This is a genomic window from Leminorella grimontii (genome assembly GCF_039789245.1).
In the GTDB taxonomy this organism is placed as follows: domain Bacteria; phylum Pseudomonadota; class Gammaproteobacteria; order Enterobacterales; family Enterobacteriaceae; genus Leminorella; species Leminorella grimontii.
Window position 1 is genome coordinate 2,443,677 of the sequence record NZ_CP146357.1, and the last position, 24,025, is coordinate 2,467,701.

Consider the following 24,025-nt stretch of genomic DNA (forward strand, 5'->3'; position numbering starts at 1 on the left):
CGAAATGGGGAAATATGTAAAAAGAGGGACGATGAAGCTATGGCCCGACGTAATAGTGGGCCATGGCTTAATGATATTTATTATTTCTTGGCGCCTATATAAACAAGCTGCAGCCACGGAATCTAACCTTTTTTAAACGCCGCCCACTGCTGAAAACGTTCGTCTATCTTTTTTGCCATCAGCGCATAGTTTTCATCCGTATCTTCAACATGATACAAAGAATCGTACTCAAATCCGCCCTTCTCTGCCTTTTCATTAAATACGTCGCAAAAATCGCCGATGAAATAGCTATATTTCTTTCCAAACTCAGTGCCGTCTTCATAGTAATCATTGGCAAACGCGATGCCTGTCTCTGACAGATCTTCATCCAACAGTTTCTCATCGCAGATATCAATTAAAAACTGGGCGCCCGTCATTTCTCCCTGCATCACTTTTTGGATCTCGTCTTCGCAGTCCTCTTTTAGGTCATTCGAAGCAAAGCCGTTGCGTATGCACCATTTAAGAAACATCCCGATATGGACCGCCGCACATTCCGGCGCCAGGTCAGCCGGGTAATCTCCCTCGTAGTGCCAAGATGCATCATCATATTTCATCACGGATCTTCCTAATCTAACGTTGTTTACAGTTGAACGTACAGTAAGGCTAAAACGGCAGCCGCGTACTCCCCCGCGGCATAATCTCAAATCCGACGTCGACGATTTCCCCTTGGTACGATGAATCCTGCGTCATTTTCAGCATCATGTCGGCGGTTCGCGTTGCGATGACGTCGGCGTTCAGGTTAACGCTGGAAAGGGATATCGGCGACAGCCAGGCGCTGGACGGGAAGTCGCCGTAGCCGAGAACGCTCAGCTGGCCAGGGATGGAAATGCCCCGGTCCTGAGCCTCCATCAACAGCGCCGTCGCAATGGCATCGCTGGTGCAGAATATACCGTCAATGCCGCGCTCCTTCACCAGCGTTTTTACCAGCGTTTCCCGGCTAGCCTGCCAGATATTTTCCGAGCGAGGAATGTCGACCAGCAGCGCCCTTTTTCCCTCTTCCTCCAGCGCCCGGCAAAATCCCTCATAGCGCACGCGCGCGCGGATATCGTCGTCAAATCGGGTGGTGAAATAGGCCAGTTGCGCACAGCCGGTGTCAAGCAGATATCGTGCAGCGGAGTAACCGATATGCTCGTGGTTGTTACCCACCTGCGCTGCAAAATCGCCGCCGTTGACCTGCCACATCTGCACTACGGGTACTCCGCTGTTATGCAGCATTTTGAGAGTCGAAGGCTTGTGGTCGGCGCCGGCGATGGCGATAACCGCCGGCGACCACTGCAGGATGGCGCGGATCTGCTCCTCTTCCTTATCGAGGCTGTGGTCGTGAGAGGCGATAGAAAGTTGAAAGCCGCGCTCGCTCACCGTCGACTCAATGCGTTGAATAACGTGGCTAAAGAAAATGTTCGCCAGCGACGGCACCACCACGGCCATGTTGCAGCTGCGCCCGCCGGTGAACTGGCTCGCGATTTTATTGTGCACATAGCCAAGGCCGTCTATCGCCGTCTGGATTTTCTTCCCGGTCTTTTCCGATACGCGCTCAGGCTGTCGAATATAGAGCGATACCGTAGAGGGGGACACTCCGGCCTTAAGAGCGACATCATCAAGTTTTATATTCTGGCGCGATCTTTGACGCATTTATCTTCCGCACTATTCAATACTTTCCACTATGGGTCGCTGCTGAAAGCGACGGCTACGGCGCGCTAATCCAAAAATCACGGCCAGCGCCACGGCCCAAACGGCCGCCAGGAGATAGCCAAAGCTTTCGGGGATACCGTTCTTTTCGGCCAAGCCAAGCGGAGACAGTGTAATGTAGATACTGATTAGCGCTGCCATCATGATAACGCAAATCGGTTCCGCGTATCGCCACTTCTGCATCGGGATCTTGGCCGGTGGATGAACCGGCTCAGAGGCGGTACGAGGCTTAAATCTGCCAATCAGCAGCATCATCAATACTTCGATAACGAACAGGATCCCCATAATATGAATAAAATGTAGTGGAATCAATTTGTCCAGCCCGGCGAAGGTGTATAGGCCATAGACAACGATGTGGAAAATCAGCACGCATTTTGCCGCCAGCGCAGGGACGCTCCGCGTCAAAAAGCCGACCAGTACGATAGTGATAATCGGAATATTGTAGAAGCCGGTAAAGTGCCGCATCAGGTCAAAAATTCCGTTCGGCGTGTGCAGCAGCAGTGGCGCAATCACGATGGAAATCAGGGAAATGGCCAACGAGGCTATCTTCCCCATGCGCACCAGCTTTTTCTCATCACGACATCCCGTCAGCGGGCCGTATAAATCAATCACAAACAGCGTCGCGCTTGAGTTAACCACCGAGTTAAAATGGCTGATAACCGTACCGAAAATCGCGGCGGCGAACATGCCGATAAGCCACCATGGCAATACCGCTTTAACCAGCGCGGGATAGGCGTAGTCGGCGTTGGTAAAAACGGGGCCAAACATGTTAAAGGCGATAAGCCCCGGCAGCACCATGGCCAGAGGCACCAACAGCTTGATGCTTCCTGCCAGCAGGACGCCCTTTTGGCTCTCCGCCAGCGACTTTGCGCCCAGCGTGCGCTGAATGATCATCTGGTTGGTACACCAGTAAAACATGTTGGCGCACAGCATGCCGGTAAAAATAGTGCTGAAAGGAACGGAAGAGGTTTCAGAGCCGATCGCATTAAGCTGTTCCGGGTGGCTTAAAAGCGTTCTCCCTCCCGCCATAAAAGAGCCGTCCCCGAGTACAAAAAGCCCCAAAACCGGCACCAGCATCGCAGCAAACAGCAAGATAAGCCCGCTGATAGTATCGGATATCGCGACCGCCTTAAGCCCGCCGAGCGTGGCGTAAAGCCCGCCAATCGCCCCCATCGCAAACGCCAGGATGCCGATGGCGCTCCAGTCCGGAATGTTAAAAAACGCCTGGAAGTCAAACAGCTGATTCATGGTAATCGCCCCGAGATACAGGCTGCAGGGGTTAGCCATCAGCGCGTACCCCACCAGCAGCATCACGCTGACTATCCGACGGGTATTGTAGTCAAACCGCTCTTCCAGAAACTGCGGCATGGTCGTAAGCCCGCGGCGCAAAAAGCGCGGAAGAAAGAAAACCGCCATGACGATCGTCGCCACCGCCGCTGTGCTTTCCCACGCCATCCCGCTGATATCAAAGCGGTAAGCGTTACCGTTAAGCCCCACCAGCTGCTCAGCCGACAGGTTAGACAACAGCAGAGAACCGGCGATGAAATAGCCGCTAAGCCCTCTTCCCGCCAGAAAGAACCCTTCCACGCCAGATTCCGATATTCCCTTTGTCTTTCGATATGAATATAGCGCTACGAACAAAAGAAAAAGAACAAAGGTGACAATAGAAAACAGCATTTCCATAGCAAACGCCCTTGATGAATACGTTATTAATTTACTATTACACAGCCTTATATAGGGAAATAGAGCCGATGTCTCAAAAACTTGACGCAGATAGATAAAAAGCGAAGACCGAAAATGAAAATCAAGACATCGATCACATAACGCGGATCATTTTCGTTGACTATCGTAGCGCTACGATATTAGTGTAATAGCGAATTTAAACCGATTAAAGGTAGTCAACGATGTTCAACAAGGACAGCTTAACGCGCCGTGAAGTCTCTCAGTTGCGCAGTCAGCGATGGTATACCCCTGAGACAATCAGAGCCTTCGCTCACCGGCAGCGCACTCAACAGATGGGCTTTGCACGTGAAGAATTTATGGGCAAACCGGTCATCGGCATCATCAACACCTGGAGCGATATGAGCGCCTGCCACTCCCACCTGCGCGAAAGAGCTGAAGCAGTGAAGCGCGGCGTCTGGGCGGCGGGCGGATTCCCCGTTGAGCTGCCCGCCCTCTCCATGGGCGAAGTGATGGTGAAGCCCACAACCATGCTGTATCGCAACTTTCTCGCGATGGAAACCGAAGAGCTGCTCAGGCAGCATCCCATCGACGGCGTCGTGCTGCTCGGCGGCTGCGACAAGTCTACGCCTGCGCTGCTGATGGGCGCACTGTCGATGGATATCCCCACCATTTTCTGCCCGGCAGGCCCGATGACTACCGGCAAGTGGCATGGCCAAATCACCGGCGCTGGAACCCACACCAAAAAGTTTTGGGACCAGCTTCGCCTCGGTTCCATCACGCAGCACGACTGGATTGAGCTGGAAGGCGCAATGACGCGCTCCATCGGCACCTGCAATACGATGGGCACGGCGTCCACCATGACCTCTATCGCCGACGCCATGGGCTTCACGTTGCCCGGCGCAAGCTCAATACCCGCGGCGGACTGCCGCCACCCGCAGATGGCGGCCCAGTGCGGCCATACCATCGTCGACATGGTGTGGTACGACCATAAGCCTTCCCGCTGGTTAACGAAAGAAAACTTCCTTAACGGCATCGTCGCCTATATGGCGCTGGGCGGTTCCACTAACGCGGCGATTCACCTGATCGCCATGGCGAACCGCGCGTCCATTCAGCTCACCCTTGAAGATATGGAAAACATCGCCCGCAAAGTACCGGTGCTGGCCAACCTGTTCCCTTCCGGTCGGGCCTTGATGGACGATTTCTTCTTTGCCGGCGGCCTGATGGCGCAGTTGAAAAAGGTCGGTCGGTTCCTGCATCGCAACGCACGGGGCGTGACCAACCACACCGTCGAAGAGTGGATTAAAGACGCCGACTGCTACGACGATGACATTATCCGCGACCTTGATAATCCGATTATTCCCCTGTCTCAGGGATGTGCTCTGGCAGTGCTGCGCGGCAACCTGTGCCCGGACGGCGCGGTGATGAAATCCTCGGCGGCCAGCCCGCAGCTGCGCCACCATACGGGCCCGGCGCTGGTTTTCGATACCCACCAGGAACTCTCTGACCGCATCGACGATCCTGAGTTGGACGTCACCAAAGATACCATCATCATTCTGCGCAACGCAGGCCCAGTAGGCGCGCCCGGCATGCCGGAATGGGGCAACCTGCCGATCCCGAAAAAGCTGTTGCAGCAGGGAGTGACCGACATGGTGCGCATTTCCGACGCGCGGATGTCCGGCACTCACTACGGCACCTGCATTCTGCACGTCGCGCCGGAATCCGCCGTCGGCGGGCCGCTGGCGCTGGTGCAAACGGGCGATCTGATTGAGCTAAACATTGACGCAGGCACGCTGAACATGCAGGTCGACGAGCACGAGCTTGCCCGCCGACGCAGCGCGCTGAAAGTCACCCATAAGGTATTTGGCCGTTCGTGGGCGGCGCTGTATCAACAGCACGTCACCCAGGCGAACGAAGGCTGTGACTTCGACTTCCTGCAGTCAGGCAGCGACATCCCTGAACCGCCTATTTTTTAAAAACGTTTTAAAGAACCTGTTTTAAAGAACCCTTTTTTAAGGAGCAATAATGAACAACTTCAAACGCGCAATTACCTCCGGCCAGCGCATGCTCGGCACCTGGATGATGACGGGCAGCGACACCGTCGCCGAAGCGATGGCGACGGTCGGCTTTGACTTTCTGGTGTTGGATCAGGAGCACGTGGCGGTAGACACGCTGGACGCCATCCGCATCGACCGCGCCGTTCGCAGCGTCAGCGCAACGACAACGCCGCTGTATCGCCTGGCGGGCAACGACGTGGTGCTGATAAAGCGCGCGCTCGACGGCGGAGCGATGTCCTTGATGATCCCCTTTATCAACACGGTGGAAGAAGCTAAAAAGGCCGTAGAGTCCGCCTACTACCCTCCTTACGGCAAGCGGGGATTCGCCGCTATGCATCGCGCGTCCTGCTGGGGCGGTAATCCGGACTTTGTTAAAGAGTCCCGCGACGAACTGTGCCTGATTCTCCAGCTCGAAACGCCGGAAGCCATCGCCAACGTTGACGCCATCGCCGCGATTGACGGCATTACCGGCTTCTTCATCGGCCCCGGCGACCTTTCTTCCGCTATGGGTCACCCGGGCAACCCGTCTCACCCTGACGTTCAGGCCATGATAAAGCGCGGGCTCGACGCCTGTATCCGCCTCGGCAAGCCCTGCGGCATCGTCGGCGGCAATCCGGATTTGGCGAACAAATATCAGCAAATGGGCTTTACCTACGTCGCGCTGGCCTCCGACATGAGCTTCCTGCTGAGCCGTGCAAAAGAGCAGCTGGCGGCCATACGCGGCCAGAAACTGCACATCGCCGGCGGCGAGGTCTACTAGCATGACGCGCGTGATTGAACGCTCGCGTGGAAACGTCAGCATCGCCGTCGCCCCTGAGTTGGGCGGCGCACTCGCCTGGCTGCGCTGGCGCGGTCACGACGTTCTGCGCCCGTTCGACCCGGCGGGCGAAAAGCGCGCCAACCTGTGCGGCAGCTACCCGCTGGTTCCCTGGTCAAACCGCATTGCTGACGGCCAGTTCTCCTTCGCGGGCCAGCGGCACAGGCTCGTCAGGAACTTTGGCGACAGCCCGCACGCCGTTCACGGCATCGGCTGGCAGTCTACGTGGGAAGTGGTGGAAGAAACGGCCAGCGACATTGTTATCGGTCTGGAACGCGCCGCATCCGAAGCTTGGCCCTGGCCGTGGCGCGCCGAGCAGCGGTTTACGCTGACGGACGACGCCCTGACGATAGCGCTCTGCTACCGGAACCTTTCCGAAGGCCCGGTTCCGGCCGGGTTGGGGTTTCATCCCTTCTTCGCCAACGCGGCGGAAAGTCAGGTGCGCTTTCCTGCTGAGCGCGTTTGGCTCAACGATGAAGCGAGCCTTCCAAAGGAAGAAATCGCCGTACCGGAAAAGTGGGACTATAAAGAGTTCAGGACGCCGGTACACGGCTCGGTCGACAACTGCTTTTGCGGCTGGAACGGCGAAGCTGCCGTACGCTGGCCCAGCCGGGGCTTTAGCGCGACGCTGACGGCTCCCGGCGTCAGCAACGCGGTTTTCTTTATTCCCGGCCCAGAGCGCAACGTCGTGGCGATTGAGCCGGTAAGCCACATCAATAACGCCATCAACCTGTTTTCCTCCGACGACGATGAGCGGGCGATGGACATAGTTAACCCCGGCGACGCGCTTTGCCTTCGCATGACCATAAGGATGTCCGACGATGAATGAACCCCGCGTTCTTTTTGATTATCAGGGCGAGCTGCCGGAGTGCCCCATCTGGGACGCCGACAGCCAGTCGCTTTACTGGACCGACATACTGAAAAAGCAGATCCACCGCTACTGGCCTGCGGATGGCCGCCATTCGGTTTTGACGTTTGAAGAAGAAGTCGGCTGCTTTGCACTGCGCGAACGCGGCGGCTTTATCGTCGCTATGCGCTCAAGCATCTGGCTTGCCGACGCTGACGGGCGGCTTTCGCAGAAGGTCTGCGATAACCCCAACAACCCGAAGCTTGCCCGCTTTAACGACGGCGGCACCGACCCGCTTGGCCGCTTCTACGCAGGCACCTACTGGGGGCCCAGAGACTATAACGGCGCGCTGCTTTGCCGCGTGGATTCTGAGCTGAAAACCACCGTCGTTCAGTGCGACATTCTCGGCGCCAACGGGCTTGCGTTCTCACCCGACGGCCACTGGATGTACACCAGCGATACGCCCAACCACGTTATCTACCGGACGCCGTTAAATCAGGGCGAACCGGGCCTGCGGCAGGCATGGAAAATCTTCGAGCCGGGCAACGGCCGCCCCGATGGCGCGGCGGTAGATGTCGAGGGATGCTACTGGAGCGCGCTGTTTGACGGCTATCGCATCGCCCGCTTCTCTCCTGAAGGCGAACTGCTTGAGGAACATCGACTGCCGGTACGCTGCCCGACCATGGTGTGCTTCGGCGGGTCGGATATGAAGACGCTTTATATCACCACTACGCGGGAAAACATGACGCAGGAAGAGATCTCCGCACGCCCTCTGTCAGGAGCCATTTTTACGCTGAACGTCGCCGTTGCCGGCGCTTATAAACCTAAATTTAAAGAGAAAGAATAATGAAAACCATCGGTTTTATCGGGCTTGGCCTTATGGGCGAAGCCATGTCAAAAAACGTCGTCGCCAAGTTTGACGGTCCCGTTCTGGTTTACGACATCAGCCCGCAGGCCGTCGCCAAGCTGACCTCGGTCGGCGCTCAAGCGGCGGAGTCCGTTGAAGATATCGCTAAGCGAGCTGACGTTATCATCAGCATGGTTCCCCGCTCTGAGCACGTCATCGCCGTTTATGAGCAAATGCTCCCCCATCTGCATGAGGGGAAAATCACTATCGATATGTCCACAATTGAGCCTTCGGTGTCCGAAGCGCTGGCCACCAGAGTCGCGAAAACCGGCGCCGTCATGCTCGACGCGCCGGTAGTGAAGTCGGTCCCGGCCGCCGTTAAGGGCGAACTGGGGATCTACGTCGGCGGCGACAAGTCGGCGTGGGAAACCGTACGTCCGATTCTCGCTATGATGGGTTGCAATCAAATCCACATGGGCCAGAACGGCCGCGGGCTGGTGATGAAGATGCTGCATAACGTACAGGTGGCGGGCATCCAAAACGCCGTCAACGAAATGCTCACGGCCGCAGAACACTATGACATTGCCAAATCGGCATTTCGTGAAGCCATCTCCTACGGCGGCGCGACCTGCTTTTATCTCGACAGCAAAATAGACAGCCTGATTGCCGAAGACTATCGCACCGCCTTCTCTCTGCAAAATATGGCCAAAGACGTCAACATCATGAAGAAAATGCTGGAGGAATCTGGCCTAAACCTCCCCGGCGTCAACGTCGTGAAGTCCGTCTATGACAAGGGGCTGGAGTCTCACCTCGGCGGTGAAGACTTCTGCGCCACGTTCAAAATCGTCAAAAACAACGCCTAACGCCCAATAAGGATAATAAAAATGAACTACAGCGAAAACGTAACCTATCGCTCTCTTAAAGATAAGGTGGTCGCCATCACCGGCGGCGCCAGCGGGATCGGCGAAGAGCTGGTCCGCGCCTATGTCGCCCAGGGCGCGCGCGTCGCCTTTCTCGACTTCAATCAGGCCGAGGGCGAAAAGCTGGCGACTGAGCTGGGCTGCCTGTTTTTATTCTGCGACGTCACCAATATTCCTCAGCTTAAGGCCTGTTTTGAAACTATCGCCGATCGCCTGGGCGACGTTGACATTCTTATCAACAACGCCGGCAGCGACGATCACCATACCATCGACAACCTGACGGAAGAGTATTTCAACAACCGCATCAACGTGAACCTGCGCCACCACCTGTTCGCCATTCAGGCGGTTATTCCCGGCATGGAGAAAAAAGGCGCCGGCAGCATCATCAACATGGGGTCAATCAACTGGATGCGCGGGCGCCCCGGCCGCGTCTGCTATTCGCTGTCGAAGGCGGCCATTCACGGCTTTACCCGCACGCTGGCGCAGGAGCTGGGGGCGCGCGGCATTCGCGTTAACAGCCTGGTGCCCGGCGCGATCAAAACGCCCAAGCAGGAAGCCATGTGGGCCAAGCTCGATCCGGCGGCGGTTAATCAGTTTATGGAGCTTCAGGCGCTGAAGGTTCGCCTCGATGGTTCCCACTGCGCGCGCTTGGCGCTATTCCTCGGCGCTGAGGAGTCCTGCGGCTGCACCGGGCAGGACTTTATCGTCGACGCAGGCCTGTCGCTCAACTAAGAGGTGAATATGGAATTTTTCAACCTGTTTACGCCCGACGGCGCTGCGCTGGAAACCAGCGCCATACTCATCGTCATTGCGGTGATGTTTCTCTATACCTTTGTGGGCATCTGCGCCGGCTTCGGCGGCGGATTAACCTCAATGCCGCTCATCACCATGGTGCTGCCGTTAAAAATGGCGGCGCCGATGTCGGTCATCGTCGGCACCGCTACCGCGCTTTACGCCACCTGGCTGTCGCGTAAAGAAACGGACTGGAAGTCGGCCGCGGTGCTCATCCTGTTCTCTTTCCTTGGCATACCCGTGGGGCTGTACGCGCTGTCCTACGTGCCTGACCATATGATGAAAATCGGGCTGGGCGGCTTTCTTATTCTCTATTCGTTCTACAGCCTGTTTATTCCGAAGCTGCCCATTTACGACCGCCGATGGATTGCCGCCCCAATGGGCGCCATTGCCGGGGCGCTAGGCGCGGCCTTCTCCACCAACGGGCCGCCGGTGGTGATGTACGGCATGCTGAGAAACCTCGGGCCAGCCGCGTTTCGCGGCACGCTGAACGCCTTCTTTACCGCCAACAACATCGCCATCGTCGGCGGCCTGGCTACCAGCGGAATACTGACGATTTCGACCTTTAAGCTGGTTATTTTCTGCATTCCGACCATGATTTTAGGCTCGATCGTCGGCCAGTACGTTCACAAGCGCATTTCGGTGAAGGTGTTCCGCGTTATGGTGTTCCTGCTGCTGATAGCCTCCGGCGCGATGCTGATCAAGGGTGCGACCGGCATATCCGCACTGAGCGCGCTGCTTCCGGCATTTGCGCTGCTGGTTATCCTTCAGTTGGCGTTCGGCAAAAAGATCGCCGCCATCCGCGCTGCCGATGAAGCGGCCAGGGCGCAGCAGTCTTCTTGATGATTTAAGTTATTTGTATATCCAATGGCTCATCCTCATGGGCCATTTGCTCTTCCTGCTTCAGACGCTTTACCCACGCTCCCCTTCGTTAAGCAAAAGGAATATGATGGGCAAACTTATTCCGACGACGCTGGAATAAGTTTCTATCATATGAAACGGATTGCATGATGAAAACACACAACGATATTTTCGAGGCCGCCAGAGCAGGAAATTTACAGCAGGTCGACGCTTTTTTGCGCTCAGGTGCAGATCCAACGGCAGTAAACGACTACGGATTTACCGCACTTCAATGTGCGGCGATGGGGACAAACTCGGTTGAGGAAGCGCAAATTACCCCCGTTATCCAGCGGCTTATTGGAGCGGGAAGCCAATTAGAACAACCGAGTAAAGATGGTCGGACAGCACTTTATCTGGCAGCCGAATTCTCCCCTTTCCTCACCCCCGTTCGCCTGCTGGTTGAGGCGGGTTCCAAAGCAGATATCTATCATTCTGACAGCGGCGGCCCGCATATTGTCATTAACGCTATGGCACCTGAGGTCCAGCAATACCTCTCCGCGCTCACCAGCTTCCCTATACCTGAGCCCAAACCGGAAATTCCGTCCGTAAAAATGACGGCCGCACGGTGGAAAGAAGCTCAACGTCGTATAGAAGACGTTTTTATATCACTGCGGGAAAGCGGCATTATCGCGCTGCACGATGCGGGCTACACCCAAGATGATGGCTTCAGCGACTGCTGCGAGCTTTACGCTGAGCAAGGCGGGGAAAAAGCAAAGCTCAATGGATTTTGTTTTTATACACGTCAGGATCTGAACCGCGCCAAGAGAACGAGCCAGCTGGCTCTGGCGTTTTGGGGTGCGCCAGAGGGCGCAGATAAAGATATGGAGCACGTCGGTCGGCAAATCGTCGAAACCTTTCGCCAAGCAGGCTTGACAGTCTATTGGAATGGATCTGCTTCAGCCAGGCCAATTCTTTATCTCTAAACCGCTGCCCATAATAAAAGCGGCCCAGCGGGGAGTCTCCATCAGGCCGCTTTTCTCATTCGCGTAGATTAGAAATGCACGCTGCCGCCCAAGTACGGGCCATCGACAATCGCGTTATCACGGTTGCCGTCTTTTCCTTCCAGATTAACGTAGCGATAGCCGGCTTCAACGCTAAAGGGCCGCAGGATGTCCCACCGCACGCCGCCGGTCAGTTCAGAATAGGAATTAATGCCGCTGGATAGGGAGTCCGGCGCGTAGTAGGCAGAGCCCTGTAGAGAAAAACGCTTGCCAATCGGCAGACGAAGGCCGCCGCCGACGGCGGCCGCGTAGTCGTCGCTGTCTTCGCTGTGGTCTTTAGAACGTAAATACATGCCTTTGCCGCCGACGGAAATCGTCATTGGCCCTAACGGAAGGCCTACGCCTAGCCCCAGGCCGACGATATCGCCGTTATCATCGTTGTGCGTCCAGTCCACGGTGGAATACAGGCCCGTGGAGTCTGTTCCCATTCCCACCTGAAGGTTGGAATAATCTTCCCCAACCTGCCCGTTTACGCTAATAGCCATCGCCGACGCCGACGTGAATAACGCAACGCCGACGGCTAAGCGACAAAGTGACTTTTTCATTAATTATTCCTTGGTGATTGTTGAAACCCTTGATTCGGGAATAATTAATTATTTCATATTCTTTTAATGGAAAATAAAGAAATAAAAAAGGCCAGCACGATATGTTAATAATATTCAGCCAATTAACGCGACGGGGGACTAGTTATAAAAAAGTGTAAATATAATTAACCTGTTATTACATTTGTCGCGTGGAAATATATAAATGGCCTGCGCCAGATTTAGCAATAAGGATGAGTTTTGCCGGCCCGTTTATTTTATAGGCCGGCAAAAATAGCGGTAAATAAAACTACAGCGCCTTAAGCTCCTGATTAACCTTGGCCAGCCAGGCCTTGTGCAGCTTGCGGTAGTGGGGCTTTGACCGGCGGGCGATAAGCGCAATCGTCTCCAGCTGGTGTTTGGCTCCGGCAAAGTCGCCTTTATCCTTTAGCAGCTGCGCGTAGCGAAAGCGCGCCTCCGGGCCAGAGTAGTAGTCAATCAGCACGCGATATTCATCCTCTGCCTTATCAAGCTCCCCCTGAGCCGTCAGCGCGCGGGCGTACAGCAGGTGGCCGTCCGGCGACATAAAGTCGGGATTGTGTTTGATAAGGTCATCAAGCGTATTGCGACAGGCGAGCGCATCGCGGCTGGCCAGCTGCGCCGCCGCCAGCTTGAGCATAATGTGAGGATCGGTAATAAAAATACCGCTCAGCGCCTTCCCGTAGTGAACGGCGGCCTCTTCGTGTTGCCCAATGCGAGCCAGCTCGTCGGCCAGATGAAGGTGGTTTTGGCTGGTTTCTGCGATCTCCAGCTCTTCTCGCAGCGCGCGCAGGTGGCGTTCAGGGTCAATTTTATCGTGAGCGTGGCGGATAAGGCGCTTTCCGTCGCGGCTGCCGAGCCAGTCCGGCACCATCACCGCCAGCGCGTAAATCGCACACCCGAGCCCCGGAAGGCCGATAATTAGATAGAGCCAGTATCGCTCCTGCCCGCTTCTTACGGCATGAATACCACACATGACTTGAATAAACACAATTAATAAAGCGGGCATTTCAGCGCTCCTTGCCAAAATAAAAAGAAAACGTCCGTGGTACAAAACGGCGGCCATTTTAATTGATGGCGATTAAAAATAGCAATCGCCGCGTGCGCAACCAAAATAAAACAACATAATCCATGATGGCCTGCATATTTCTTGGCATATTCTAGGGGAGAGTAAAGCGCCTAATATAGAAAAAAGCCTGCGATGTAAACCACAGGCTTTTAAACGTTGACGCTTATTTCAACAGGGAAGACGACTTCCCTTCCGCAAGAGGCTAATTAACCTTCCGACGGTCGACGCGACGCCTGAGGCTTGCGGCGGCGCTGCCCCTGCCCTTGACGCTCGCCTCTTCTCTCGGCCGACGGCGCACGATTGGCCGACGGCTGGGCGCGACCACCGCCGCCGTTACCACCGCCGCGCTGGCCGCGGTTTTGGCGACCGTTAACGATAGGCTCAGCCTGAATGCTCGGATCGGGCTCATAGCCCGGCAGCGCCATGCGCGGAATTTCAAACTTCAGCAGGCGCTCGATGTCGCGCAGCAGCTTGTGCTCATCCACGCAGACCAGCGACAGCGCTTCGCCGTTACATTCCGCGCGACCGGTGCGTCCGATGCGGTGAACGTAGTCTTCCGGCACGTTAGGCAGCTCGTAGTTGACGACGTGGGGAAGCTGCTCGATGTCTAATCCACGGGCGGCGATGTCGGTTGCCACCAGCACGCGAATATTTCCCTGCTTGAAGCCTTCAAGAGCGCGCGTTCTTGCCCCCTGACTTTTGTTGCCGTGAATAGCCATCGCGCTGATGCCGTCTTTATTCAACTGCTCAGACAGATGGTTAGCACCGTGCTTGGTGCGGGTAAATACCAGCACCTGACGCCACTGCCCTTGCCCAATCAGGTGCGACAGCAGCTCGCGCTTGCGCTTCTTATCGACAAAGTGCACTTTTTGGTCCACCAGCTCTGACGGCGCATTGCGCGGCGCAACCTCAACCGAGGCCGGATTATGCAAAAGCGTAGAGGCCAGCGCCCTGATGTCGTTGGAAAACGTCGCGGAAAACAGCAGGTTTTGCCTTTTGGCCGGCAGGCGCGCCAGCACGCGGCGAATATCGTGAATAAAGCCCATGTCCAGCATGCGGTCGGCTTCGTCCAGCACCAAAATCTCAACCTGAGAGAGGTCAACCGCGTTTTGATGCGCTAAGTCCAACAGGCGGCCCGGCGTCGCGACCAGTACGTCAACGCCGCCGCGAAGCTTCATCATCTGAGGGTTAATGCTAACGCCGCCGAACACTACCAAAGAGCGGATTTTCAGGTAGCGGCTATAGTCGCTCACGTTTTCCCCTATCTGCGCAGCCAGTTCGCGCGTCGGCGTCAAAATAAGCGCTCTGACGGGGCGACGACCGCCTTTGGCGGCAGGAGAGGTCGTTATCAAGCGCTGCAGCAGCGGCAGCGTAAATCCGGCGGTTTTACCGGTGCCGGTTTGGGCGCAGGCCATAAGGTCGCGGCCGGAAAGTACCACAGGAATGGCCTGCTGTTGGATCGGCGTAGGCTGGCGGTAGCCCATCTCTTCTACGGCGCGGAGAATATCGGCGCTTAGGCCAAGAGAATCAAAAGACATGCAAAAAAGCTCCAGCCCCGTCCGGCAGACCACCATATATGGCAACAGGTCTGCTACGGCCCCGACGAGACATTCAAATAAGGGAATAACGCTGGCGTAGACCGAAAGTACGCCGGACGCGCAAGCGTATACTAAACTGAGAGGCGTGTCACGAAAAGACGCGTCGGGAAGAGGCGCCCTACCGGAAATGATAAGGGCGCGTTCATCAACGCGCCCTTAAAGAATAGCCCACCGCTCGAAATTAGCGACGGTCGCCCAAAATGCGCAGCAGCATCAGGAACAGGTTGATGAAGTCCAGATACAGGGTCAATGCGCCCATGATGGAGTTCTTACGATAGGACTCGCGGTCGTCCATAGAGGCGGATTCGCCAATCGCTTTCAGCTTCTGGGTATCATAGGCGGTCAGGCCAACGAACACGATAACGCCGATGTAGGTGATGGCCCAGTACAGCGGCGCGCTCTTCAAGAAGATGTTGACGATAGAAGCCAGCAGGATGCCGATGAGGCCCATCACCATCAGGCTGCCCAGCTTAGTTAGGTCACGCTTGGTGGTGTAGCCGTATACGCTCATCGCGCCGAAGGTGCCGGCGGTAATAAAGAACGTGCTGGCGATCGACGCGGAGGTATAAACGATAAATACGCTGGAAAGCGTCAGCCCCGTCAACACGGAGTAAAGCATAAACAGCGTCGTCGCCATCGCGCCGCTAATGCGAGACACCATGCCGGAGAGGAAGAACACCACGCCCAGCTGCACGATGATAAGCCCGTAGAAAGTGATGTTGCTGGAGAAGATAAACGCCTGCAGCGCCGTACCGGGCACCATCCATGCGGTGACGCCGGTCAACAGCAGCCCGCAGGTCATCCATCCATAGACCTGAGCCATAAACGCCTGAAGACCGCCCTCAGCGCGCTGTGTAATCGTACCGTTATAACGAGGATCCATTAAGTCTGTCCTTCTTAATTTGAACCAAAACAAAGGGTATAAAAAACCACCGAACCTTTACTTAGGTTACCATAGATTAAGACAACGAAGAGAAGAAATAATTTCCCTCCGTGAGCCTTTTTAATGCGCTACTGCGACCTACCCGACCAGCGCAGCGCCGCCTGTGCAACCCGTTGCCCAAACAGGCGCGCGGTTTCCAAATCGCCCGGCAGCGGCGCTTCTTCTACCGATGCGTCCGCCGGCGACACCGTCATCAGCCCCGAAAAGCCGGCGACGTAGTTTACGTCGTTTCGCGTCGCCGCCTTGGTATTGGAAGGCAACATGCCCATGCCAACCCAAACGCCGCCGTGCTCCTGAGAAAGGTGGAACAGGTAGTCGAGGGTGCTAAGCTTGTCGCCGTTCATGCTGGCCGAGTTGGTAAAGCCGGCGAACAGCTTGTCTTTCCACTGCTGCGCCACCCATTGGCGGGACGACGCATCGGCAAACCGTTTAAACTGCCAGGACGGCCCGCTCATATAGGTCGGGCTGCCAAACACAATGGCGTCCGCCGCGGCCAGCGCCGCCCATCCCTGCTCGGAAAGGTTGCCCTCGGCATCGATGGCAAACGCTTCAAGCCGTACGCCGTTAACTTCCCCTATCCCTTTGGCAACGGCGTCCGCCGCCTTTGCCGTATGTCCATATCCGCTATGAAAAACCATGACTATGTGGGTCATTACATCTACAACCTATTAATAAAAAACAATTTCCGCTAAACAGCGCTCAGCGGCGGAGGGGATGATACCAATTTTTCCCGTCATTGTGTTATTGAGTAGGTAAAGATAGGTAATCAAGAGAGTTGCTGATGCAAAATAGAGCCATTTCATTAACGCACTTCCAGCGAAGCGAATAACCGTACGTTTAAACACTCATGTTGATTATGTTAATACTCTCACTTTTTTTGCCCTTAATAATTGTAATAGTGCAAATGAGTTAAACCGACTTTTGATTATCCAGACGCTTTTCCCCTGCCGGAAGAGTTCAAAAATGGTGGCATAAAGTTTAACTCAACGTTTTCACGTTAACGTTGGGTTATCGTTCACCATCGACATATTCGCATCGGCGAAAATCACAAATACTGGGATAAAAGGCGCCCCCCTTATAAATAGCAAGGAGATAATAAATGAAATATTTAGTACTTTTTCCCGTTTCGCTTATGCTGTGGACGACAGGCGCTATTTCTGCGCCGCAAGAAATAAAATTCCTGACCTGGAATATCTGGCACGGTTCCCAAGATAGCCATCTGACTCGAGACATAGAGTCCATGCAGCCCAACGTTATGACGCTCCAGGAAACCTATAGCCGACAATCGGCGATTAAAGCGGCCTTTGCGAAGGCAAATAATATTAAACCGGAAAACGTATTCAGCTATACCGTGTCCTGTTTTGCGAATAAACAGCATAAATTTACCGGTGAGCAAGGCAGCTGTTTTCCCGGAAAGTATGAAATGGGACTGGGAAATGGTTCCGCTGACAACCTGACGATTTGGTCTATTTATCCTATTACCGACTATCATATTTTTGATAGTGCCGACACGACCATCAATAATCCTAAAATTAATCGTTTTAACTATGGCGCAGTAAAATTAGACGTAAAAGGCTCGCCATTATGGGTAGCGAATTTCTGGCTGACGTCATCCTGGGGCGCAGAGCAAGACCTCAATCAGCTGTATGTTGACAGGCGAAATGTAGAAACGCTTCGCTATGACAGCACGCTTGATGAAAAACAGGCGATTAAAACAATTCTCGACAAAGAGGCTCATCGCGCCGATCAAGCAAAACAAATTGTCGAAAAAAGCGCTTCCTTGCTAGCTAATGCGGATAAAGAGCCGTTCATTCTGGCCGGTGACGGTAACTCGTTCTCACATTTGGACTGGGCGGAAGAATGGAAAAGCGGACATTTTGGTATTGCGATCCCCTTCCCCGTATCCAAAGTGTTTATGGCTGCGGGGCTGAAAGACTCCTATAGAGAGGCCAATCCAAACCCGCTGACTCACCCTTGCTCAAGCTGGCAACCGCAGGCTGCCGATGCGCCCAAACCGCGGACGTGGTCCGACCGAGAGCCTACGATGATCGCTCCAGGACGCATTGATTACATTTATTACAAGGGAAGCCGCTTGTCCGTTAAGAATTCTGTCTGTGTGGGTAATATCGGCGGGGGCGCAACGGGCGGAACGTCCGATCATGCCGCCGTTATGACTACCTTTATTCTTAACTAACCATCTCGCGTCGTGAAGGCTATCGGCATAGGGGTCGTTCGTTTTAAACAACCTCTATGCCGCGCTATTGAGTATTTACGCCATATTTGAGCGCGCTGGCGCCTTACCAGCGCTCCGCCGCTTCACGATCGCTGTCGCGAGACTCGACCCAGCGGTCGCCTTCCTGCGTCGCTTCTCGCTTCCAAAACGGCGCTTTGGTCTTCAGGTAGTCCATGATGAACTCGGCGGCGTCGAACGCTGAGCCACGGTGGGCGCTGGTCACGCCGACAAAGACGATCTCATCGCCGGGAAACAGCTCGCCGACGCGGTGGTTTACGCTCACGCGCTGTAAGGGCCAGCGTTCACGGGCGGCAACAACGATTTCCGCCAGCGACTTCTCGGTCATCCCCGGATAGTGCTCCAGCGTTAACGCGCTAACGCTGTCACCCAGATTGTGATTGCGCACTTTGCCGGTAAAGGTGACCACCGCGCCGTCGTCATCGCACTGAGACAGCCACTGGTACTCTTCGCCGACGGAGAACGGCGCGACGCCGACAACGATACGGGTGTTGCTGTCCGTCATATTAACCCCCGGTGACCGGCGGGAAGAACGCGACTTCGTCACCGTCCTTTAGCGGATGATCGGCGGTAACCAGCGTCTGATTGACCGCCATCAAAAGCTTACCCGGCTCCAGAGCCAGCGGCCACCGGTTGCCTCGCTGGCAGAGCGCCTGACGCAGCGCCTCAACCGTCGCATATTCCGCAGGCAGCGACAGCGTATCGGTGCCAACCAGCTCTCTGACCTGAGCAAAAAAAACTACGTTAATCATGACGTATCCGTTCCTTAAATGTCGCCGGCGCGAAAGTCGCCGGACTTCCCGCCGCTTTTGGCCAACAGCCTGACGGGGCCGATAACCATATCTTTCTGTACCGCCTTGCACATGTCGTAGATGGTCAGCGCCGCTACGGATGCGGCGGTCAGCGCCTCCATTTCAACGCCGGTTTTTCCCGTAAGGCGGCAGCAGGACTCAACGCGAACCCGGCTATGCTCCGGCTGCGCCTCCAGCTGGACTTCCACTTTGCTCAAAAGCAAGGGATGGCACAGCGGAATAAGCTCCCAGGTGCGCTTGGCGGCCTGAATGCCGGCGATGCGCGCGGTGGCGAAGACGTCCCCTTTGTGGTGGCTGCCTTCAACGATCATCGCCAGCGTCTGCGGCAGCATAGTGACAAACGCCTCAGCGCGCGCCTCTCTAACGGTTTCCGTTTTCGCCGATACGTCGACCATGTGGGCTTCACCGGCGGCGTTGATGTGGGTTAACTGTGACATGGGCAGGTTCGTCTCTATTTTTTACGAAGATGGGGAAGGAAGTTACAGGGGCGATGGCGCGCGTCCAGCTGTTCAACGATGATGCGTTCCCAGGCCATGCGGCAGGCGTTGGTCGAACCGGGTACGGCGAAAACGATCGTCTGATTGGCGATGCCGGCTACGGCCCGCGACTGGATGGTCGAGGTGCCGATGTCTTCATAGGAGAGCATGCGAAACAGTTCGCCAAACCCTTCCACTTCGCGGTCGAACAGCGGCAGAAGCGCTTCTGGCGTATTATCACGCGCGGTAAAGCCGGTGCCGCCGGTAATCACCACCGCCTGAACGTTCTCATCGGCAATCCAGGCCGACACCACGGCGCGGATCTGGTAAATATCGTCTTTGACAATGCGCTTGTCGGCAACCTTGTGCCCGGCGCTCTGCGCCGCTTCAACCAGATAGTGGCCGGAGGTATCCTCAGCCTCTCCACGAGAGTCGGAAACGGTCAGTACCGCAAGAGAAACCGGAATAAATTCGCTGGCTGCGTGTCCCATAAAGACTCCTTATCGTTCTTGTATCGCAGTTCGGGCCGAGAATGCGGCCCGCCCGTCGGCGTTTAGCCGCCGATAAATGACAGGTTTTGCGTAATGCCGCTGTTGCCCTGATGCAGGAAGTGGGTCTGCTTTTTCATCAGCAGCTTTTCCTGTATGCGATCTTTTAAATCGTCCAGCTGAGCGTCGTCGGCCAGCAGATCGCGCAACGAAATGCCCTGCTCGCCAAACAGGCAAAGGTGAAGGTTGCCGACGGCGGAGACGCGAAGGCGATTGCAGCTCAGGCAGAAATCTTTCTCATAAGGCATGATGAGGCCGATTTCTCCCTGGTAGTCGGGATGGGTAAACACCTGCGCCGGGCCGTCGCTATGGCTGCGTTCCGCCTGCTGCCAGCCGCTGGCCAGCAGTTGACGACGAATGACTTCACCGGAAACGTGATGCTGGCGAAAGAGCGATGAGCCCTCACCCGTTTCCATCAGCTCAATAAAGCGCAGCTGGATCGGCCGTATGCGGATCCACTCAAGGAAGGTTGACAGCGAGGCGTCGTTAACGTCGCGCATCAGCACGGTGTTGACTTTGATCTTCTTGAAGCCGGCGGCAAAGCCGGCGTCGATGCCGTCCATCACCTGGCGGAACTTGTCTTGGCCGGTGATGGCGTGAAACTGACGCGCATCCAGACTGTCGACGCTGACGTTGATGGAGGTCAGCCCCGCCGCTTTCCAGCTTTCCACGTCTCTGGCCATGCGGTAGCCGTTGGTCGTTACCGCAAGCTGGCGGATAGCCGGGTTGTCGCGCAGCGCGGCAATCACGTCGACAAAGTCGCGGCGCAGGGTGGGTTCGCCGCCGGTTAGCCGGATTTTATCCGTACCGAGTTCGGCGAACGCACGGCCGACGCGTCGAATCTCGTCCAAAGACAGGAAGCGCGTGTTGTCATGAGGCTTATAGCCGTCGGGCAGGCAGTACGTACAGCGGAAGTTGCAGACGTCGGTAATCGACAGCCGCAGATAATAGAACTTGCGATCGAAAGCATCGGTCAGTTGAGATAGCATAAAACACCTTTCCAATTCGGGAGGCGCAGGCATTTCTACCTTACACCCTGGTGACTTAAAGCCACGGCTGCAGCACCATATCGAGTCGACTTAGGTCGGAGCAGCTCAGAGTTTCATTTCTTGTTTATAAGCGGACGGTTGCCGCCTATTTCACTAATACTAACGGCTAAAATAGCCCTTTTCCAGAACAAATTATCGTTATGCAATAATTTATATAACGTTTATTCTTTACCAATTGTGAGAACCATACTGAAAATCCTCCGCCAAGTGATTGACGCAGGTCAAGCTTGATAAACATCAAGCAACGCAACGGAGATTTCGCCTTTTTTGAAAAAATCGGGTAACTTATGCCGCGAAACCGGGCTTTTAAAAGGAATCTTATGCGTAACCGCACGTTAGGCTCTCTGGAGCACGTTGTCTCCCTTGGCGGAGGACACGGCCTTGGCCGCGTTATGTCGGCGCTTTCATCTCTAGGCTCCAGACTTACCGGCATCGTGACGACAACCGATAACGGCGGTTCTACCGGACGGATCCGAAAGTCTGAAGGCGGCATCGCCTGGGGCGATACGCGCAACTGCCTTAATCAGCTCATTACCGAACCGAGCATCGCATCCGCCATGTTTGAATATCGCTTCTCGGGCAGCGGCGAACTGGCCGGGCATAACCTGGGCAATCTGATGCTCAAAGCGCTGGACAACCTGAGCGTCAGACCTCTGGACGCCATTAATCTTATCCGCAATCTGCTCAAGGTCGACGCCTACATCATTCCCATGTCGGAGCACCCGGTCGATCTGGCGGCCAAGGACGTCGAAGGCAACGTGGTCTACGGCGAGGTCAGCGTTGATGGCCTTCACCAAATGCCGGAAAGGCTGTGGCTTGAGCCAGCGGTGAGCGCGACTCTGGAAGCCATCATCGCCGTTAGCAAAGCCGAGCTTATCCTGATTGGCCCAGGCAGCTTTATGACCAGCCTGCTTCCCCCCTTGCTGTTGGCCGATTTGGCCGATGCGCTGCGTCACAGCAAGGCAAAAATCGTCTACATCGGCAATCTGGCGAAAGAGCTAAGCCCGGCCGCTGCGTCGCTCAACCTCAAGCAGAAGATGAGCTTTATCGAACAAACGCTCGGCGGGCGAAAAATAGACGGCATCATCGTCGGGCCGCATACTCCAACTATGGATATCACCGATAAGGCGATCGTCCAGCAGTCGCTGGAGGCGGAAGACATCCCCTATCGCCACGATCGCGATATGCTGCGCAACGCGCTGGAGCGTATGCTGGAAAAGTTTGGCGACTAAAAACGAAATAAAAAGCGGCTTTTCCAAACGGTAAAAGCCGCCTATGAAGACAGGTCATCGATTATTTCTGCGCGTCAGGCCGCGTATCGGCAATCACTCTAGCCTGTTTCCCCTCAATCACCAGCACGCGCTGCCCAACGGCCAGTGGTTGATCCGTGCCCTGCGCGACGGTGATAAGCCCGTTGCTGTCGGTCTGGATTACATACTCAATCGCCTGCTGCTTGGACGCGCCTTTTTCCACCGAAGAGCCGAGCATGCCGCCAAGCAAAGCGCCGCCGATGGCCCCCAGCGCGTTAGCCCTGAAACCGCCGCCAATGGCGGAACCAGCAACGCCGCCCGCGGCTGAGCCCACCAGCCCGCCTACGCTGCTGTTGCCCTCGACGTCGACAACCCGCGAGCTGACAATCACGCCGGCCAGCGTCCGACTCGCCTGCCCGACCTGCCCTTCTTTATAGGAATCAGAAGAAATATTAGAAGCGCATCCCGCCATGGATAAAACAAGGCCGACGGCTAAAGAGGAACGTAAAAATCGTGGCGATCTCATCATTGCTCTCCCTCCAGATGCAAGACATCTATTCCATAAACAAACGTTAACCATGACACGAATTGGGTGTGAATAGAATAAGTATAGTCCGCACTGTGTAGCTCAAACAGCCCGCCATGCACCAAGAATAGGGGCCAAATGCAAAACAAGATGGATAAAAAATCCACTGATGACATTAGGAATTGATGTATTGGTTACGTTTAAGCGGTAAAGGGTGTTTAATCGGTTTGATTGTCTTGGGCCGCCTATGCGGCGGTTCACTTTTCTCATTCCGGCATAACGCCAATCTCAAATTTCTAAGCCGCCTATGCGGCGGTTCAGTCTTTAGCGGCGGCGGCGGCGCCCTGCATTTTTTTCTAAGCCGCCTATGCGGCGGTTCAGACCAATTAGCCCACGGCAACAACCACCAAATATTTCTAAGCCGCCTATGCGGCGGTTCAGTGCGGCCTTTGTCATCAACCGGCGCGTCTTCATTTCTAAGCCGCCTATGCGGCGGTTCAGAACGTAAGCACCATTGACGACGACCCCAACATTTTCTAAGCCGCCTATGCGGCGGTTCAGCCCTAGTATATTGTAGCGCTCTACTCCATCCTGTTTCTAAGCCGCCTATGCGGCGGTTCAGGAAGAGCTGATCAGCATGATTGCTGCGCTGGATTTCTAAGCCGCCTATGCGGCGGTTCAGTCTACATGAGACGCGTAACAGAATGGGGAATATTTCTAAGCCGCCTATGCGGCGGTTCAGGCGCTGAGGCAGTTAAATTCGGGCGATACCCTTTTCTAAGCCGCCTATGCGGCGGTTCAGTCTTAGCGAATTTGGCCGGTCATTGATCGCGTCTTTCTAAGCCGCCTATGCGGCGGTTCAGATCCGATTGACGACCTGTTAACCGGCGTTGTCTTTCTAAGCCGCCTATGCGGCGGTTCAGGAGAAGGGCGAATAACGCCGATTCAACGTTACTTTCTAAGCCGCCTATGCGGCGGTTCAGACTGGTTTTATTGATGTTGAAAGGGTGCATCTTTTCTAAGCCGCCTATGCGGCGGTTCAGTTGATACGACCGCTGACCACTTCTCTGGCGATTTTCTAAGCCGCCTATGCGGCGGTTCAGGCTCTTCCCGAAGCCGTGAAGGACGGCAAAAATTTCTAAGCCGCCTATGCGGCGGTTCAGCGTAAAAATAGCACTAGCAACGGGGGCGCGCTTTTCTAAGCCGCCTATGCGGCGGTTCAGCTGCCTTTTCATACATTTCTTTCATTTCAATATTTCTAAGCCGCCTATGCGGCGGTTCAGCCGTTTTGAATCAGCAAAATCATACCTCGACTTTTCTAAGCCGCCTATGCGGCGGTTCAGCGTTCATTTAT

General features: G+C 55.3%; 24 protein-coding genes, 1 CRISPR repeat array and 1 riboswitch (1 of these 26 running past the window's edge). Of the genes, 10 read left to right on the plus strand and 14 right to left on the minus strand.

All coding sequences use genetic code 11. The annotated features are described in order from the left end of the window. Positions 1–122 precede the first annotated feature (122 nt). The 3 genes from V8L73_RS11420 to V8L73_RS11430 are packed head-to-tail and all read right to left on the minus strand — an operon-like array spanning position 123 to position 3,411. A complete protein-coding gene (locus V8L73_RS11420) occupies positions 123–593 on the minus strand; it encodes a hypothetical protein (protein WP_347253029.1) in 471 nt (156 codons plus the stop codon). Between the two features lie 49 nt (positions 594–642). Continuing rightward, positions 643–1,671, minus strand: a complete 1,029-nt coding sequence (locus tag V8L73_RS11425; protein WP_347253030.1) for a LacI family DNA-binding transcriptional regulator — start codon at positions 1,669–1,671, stop codon at positions 643–645. A 12-nt stretch (positions 1,672–1,683) separates the two neighbouring features. Further along, positions 1,684–3,411 (minus strand): solute:sodium symporter family transporter, encoded by a 1,728-nt coding sequence (locus V8L73_RS11430; RefSeq protein WP_347253031.1) that lies wholly within the window; start codon positions 3,409–3,411, stop codon positions 1,684–1,686. Between the two features lie 221 nt (positions 3,412–3,632). Between V8L73_RS11430 and araD the strand changes: the two genes are divergently transcribed. From araD to V8L73_RS11470, 8 genes are all read left to right on the plus strand, one after another. Next, entirely contained in the window at positions 3,633–5,384 is a 1,752-nt protein-coding gene (gene araD, locus V8L73_RS11435) for an L-arabinonate dehydratase (RefSeq protein ID WP_347253032.1), read from the plus strand. Positions 5,385–5,433: 49 nt separating this feature from the next. Next, positions 5,434–6,225 (plus strand): HpcH/HpaI aldolase family protein, encoded by a 792-nt coding sequence (locus V8L73_RS11440; RefSeq protein WP_027272902.1) that lies wholly within the window; start codon positions 5,434–5,436, stop codon positions 6,223–6,225. Between the two features lies 1 nt (position 6,226). Then, positions 6,227–7,111, plus strand: coding sequence for an aldose 1-epimerase (locus tag V8L73_RS11445; protein ID WP_347253033.1), 885 nt, complete (start codon positions 6,227–6,229; stop codon positions 7,109–7,111). Then, positions 7,104–7,976: an SMP-30/gluconolactonase/LRE family protein gene (locus V8L73_RS11450; RefSeq protein ID WP_027272900.1), complete on the plus strand. Its 873-nt coding sequence runs from the start codon at positions 7,104–7,106 to the stop codon at positions 7,974–7,976. The genes V8L73_RS11445 and V8L73_RS11450 overlap by 8 nt, the downstream gene beginning before the upstream one ends. Continuing rightward, a complete protein-coding gene (locus V8L73_RS11455) occupies positions 7,976–8,839 on the plus strand; it encodes an NAD(P)-dependent oxidoreductase (protein ID WP_347253034.1) in 864 nt (287 codons plus the stop codon). Before V8L73_RS11450 ends, V8L73_RS11455 begins: the two co-directional genes overlap by 1 nt. 21 nt (positions 8,840–8,860) lie before the next feature. Then, the gene (locus V8L73_RS11460) at positions 8,861–9,628 is read left to right on the plus strand and encodes an SDR family NAD(P)-dependent oxidoreductase (protein ID WP_027272898.1); all 768 of its coding nucleotides are present in this window, start codon (positions 8,861–8,863) and stop codon (positions 9,626–9,628) included. Positions 9,629–9,637: 9 nt separating this feature from the next. Continuing rightward, positions 9,638–10,531 (plus strand): sulfite exporter TauE/SafE family protein, encoded by an 894-nt coding sequence (locus V8L73_RS11465; protein ID WP_027272897.1) that lies wholly within the window; start codon positions 9,638–9,640, stop codon positions 10,529–10,531. A gap of 164 nt (positions 10,532–10,695) precedes the next feature. After that, the gene (locus tag V8L73_RS11470; RefSeq protein WP_347253035.1) at positions 10,696–11,511 is read left to right on the plus strand and encodes an ankyrin repeat domain-containing protein; all 816 of its coding nucleotides are present in this window, start codon (positions 10,696–10,698) and stop codon (positions 11,509–11,511) included. 68 nt (positions 11,512–11,579) lie between these two features. On the opposite strand, the gene V8L73_RS11475 is transcribed toward V8L73_RS11470, so the two are convergent. The 5 genes from V8L73_RS11475 to V8L73_RS11495 form a co-directional block, all read right to left on the minus strand. Next, positions 11,580–12,134: a YfaZ family outer membrane protein gene (locus tag V8L73_RS11475; RefSeq protein ID WP_347253036.1), complete on the minus strand. Its 555-nt coding sequence runs from the start codon at positions 12,132–12,134 to the stop codon at positions 11,580–11,582. Between the two features lie 286 nt (positions 12,135–12,420). Then, on the minus strand, positions 12,421–13,158 hold the full coding sequence (locus tag V8L73_RS11480; protein ID WP_027272895.1) for a tetratricopeptide repeat protein: 738 nt from the start codon (positions 13,156–13,158) through the stop codon (positions 12,421–12,423). Between the two features lie 266 nt (positions 13,159–13,424). After that, on the minus strand, positions 13,425–14,756 hold the full coding sequence (gene rhlE, locus V8L73_RS11485) for an ATP-dependent RNA helicase RhlE (protein WP_261830779.1): 1,332 nt from the start codon (positions 14,754–14,756) through the stop codon (positions 13,425–13,427). Positions 14,757–14,997: 241 nt separating this feature from the next. Next, complete coding sequence (locus V8L73_RS11490) at positions 14,998–15,699, minus strand: Bax inhibitor-1/YccA family protein (protein WP_347253037.1); 702 nt, start codon at positions 15,697–15,699, stop codon at positions 14,998–15,000. Positions 15,700–15,827: 128 nt separating this feature from the next. Continuing rightward, complete coding sequence (locus tag V8L73_RS11495) at positions 15,828–16,412, minus strand: flavodoxin family protein (protein WP_027272892.1); 585 nt, start codon at positions 16,410–16,412, stop codon at positions 15,828–15,830. Positions 16,413–16,858: 446 nt separating this feature from the next. Here V8L73_RS11495 and V8L73_RS11500 point away from each other — a divergent pair, with 446 nt between their 5' ends. Then, positions 16,859–17,953 (plus strand): endonuclease/exonuclease/phosphatase family protein, encoded by a 1,095-nt coding sequence (locus tag V8L73_RS11500; protein WP_347253038.1) that lies wholly within the window; start codon positions 16,859–16,861, stop codon positions 17,951–17,953. Between the two features lie 103 nt (positions 17,954–18,056). Here the strand turns inward: V8L73_RS11500 and moaE are convergent, their stop codons facing one another. The 5 genes from moaE to moaA all read right to left on the minus strand — a co-directional run bounded on the left by moaE (position 18,057) and on the right by moaA (position 20,835). Then, positions 18,057–18,515 (minus strand): molybdopterin synthase catalytic subunit MoaE, encoded by a 459-nt coding sequence (moaE, locus tag V8L73_RS11505; RefSeq protein ID WP_347253039.1) that lies wholly within the window; start codon positions 18,513–18,515, stop codon positions 18,057–18,059. Position 18,516: 1 nt separating this feature from the next. Next, on the minus strand, positions 18,517–18,762 hold the full coding sequence (gene moaD / locus V8L73_RS11510) for a molybdopterin synthase sulfur carrier subunit (protein ID WP_027272889.1): 246 nt from the start codon (positions 18,760–18,762) through the stop codon (positions 18,517–18,519). Positions 18,763–18,776: 14 nt separating this feature from the next. Next, positions 18,777–19,259 carry a cyclic pyranopterin monophosphate synthase MoaC gene (gene moaC / locus V8L73_RS11515; RefSeq protein ID WP_347253040.1) on the minus strand — a complete coding sequence of 161 codons (483 nt, stop codon included), beginning with the start codon at positions 19,257–19,259 and terminating at the stop codon, positions 18,777–18,779. A 14-nt stretch (positions 19,260–19,273) separates the two neighbouring features. After that, positions 19,274–19,789 carry a molybdenum cofactor biosynthesis protein B gene (gene moaB, locus V8L73_RS11520; RefSeq protein WP_027272887.1) on the minus strand — a complete coding sequence of 172 codons (516 nt, stop codon included), beginning with the start codon at positions 19,787–19,789 and terminating at the stop codon, positions 19,274–19,276. 62 nt (positions 19,790–19,851) lie between these two features. Continuing rightward, the gene (moaA, locus tag V8L73_RS11525; RefSeq protein WP_027272886.1) at positions 19,852–20,835 is read right to left on the minus strand and encodes a GTP 3',8-cyclase MoaA; all 984 of its coding nucleotides are present in this window, start codon (positions 20,833–20,835) and stop codon (positions 19,852–19,854) included. Beyond that, a riboswitch (molybdenum cofactor riboswitch) is annotated at positions 20,824–20,958 on the minus strand. (Overlaps the previous gene by 12 nt.) Before the next feature lie 257 nt (positions 20,959–21,215). Between moaA and yvcK the strand changes: the two genes are divergently transcribed. Further along, positions 21,216–22,127 (plus strand): uridine diphosphate-N-acetylglucosamine-binding protein YvcK, encoded by a 912-nt coding sequence (gene yvcK / locus V8L73_RS11530; protein WP_347253041.1) that lies wholly within the window; start codon positions 21,216–21,218, stop codon positions 22,125–22,127. Between the two features lie 61 nt (positions 22,128–22,188). On the opposite strand, the gene V8L73_RS11535 is transcribed toward yvcK, so the two are convergent. Further along, complete coding sequence (locus V8L73_RS11535; RefSeq protein ID WP_347253042.1) at positions 22,189–22,674, minus strand: glycine zipper 2TM domain-containing protein; 486 nt, start codon at positions 22,672–22,674, stop codon at positions 22,189–22,191. Positions 22,675–22,964: 290 nt separating this feature from the next. After that, positions 22,965–24,025: direct repeats of the CRISPR family, unit length 28 nt; unit sequence TTTCTAAGCCGCCTATGCGGCGGTTCAG (it continues 3,292 nt past the right edge of the window).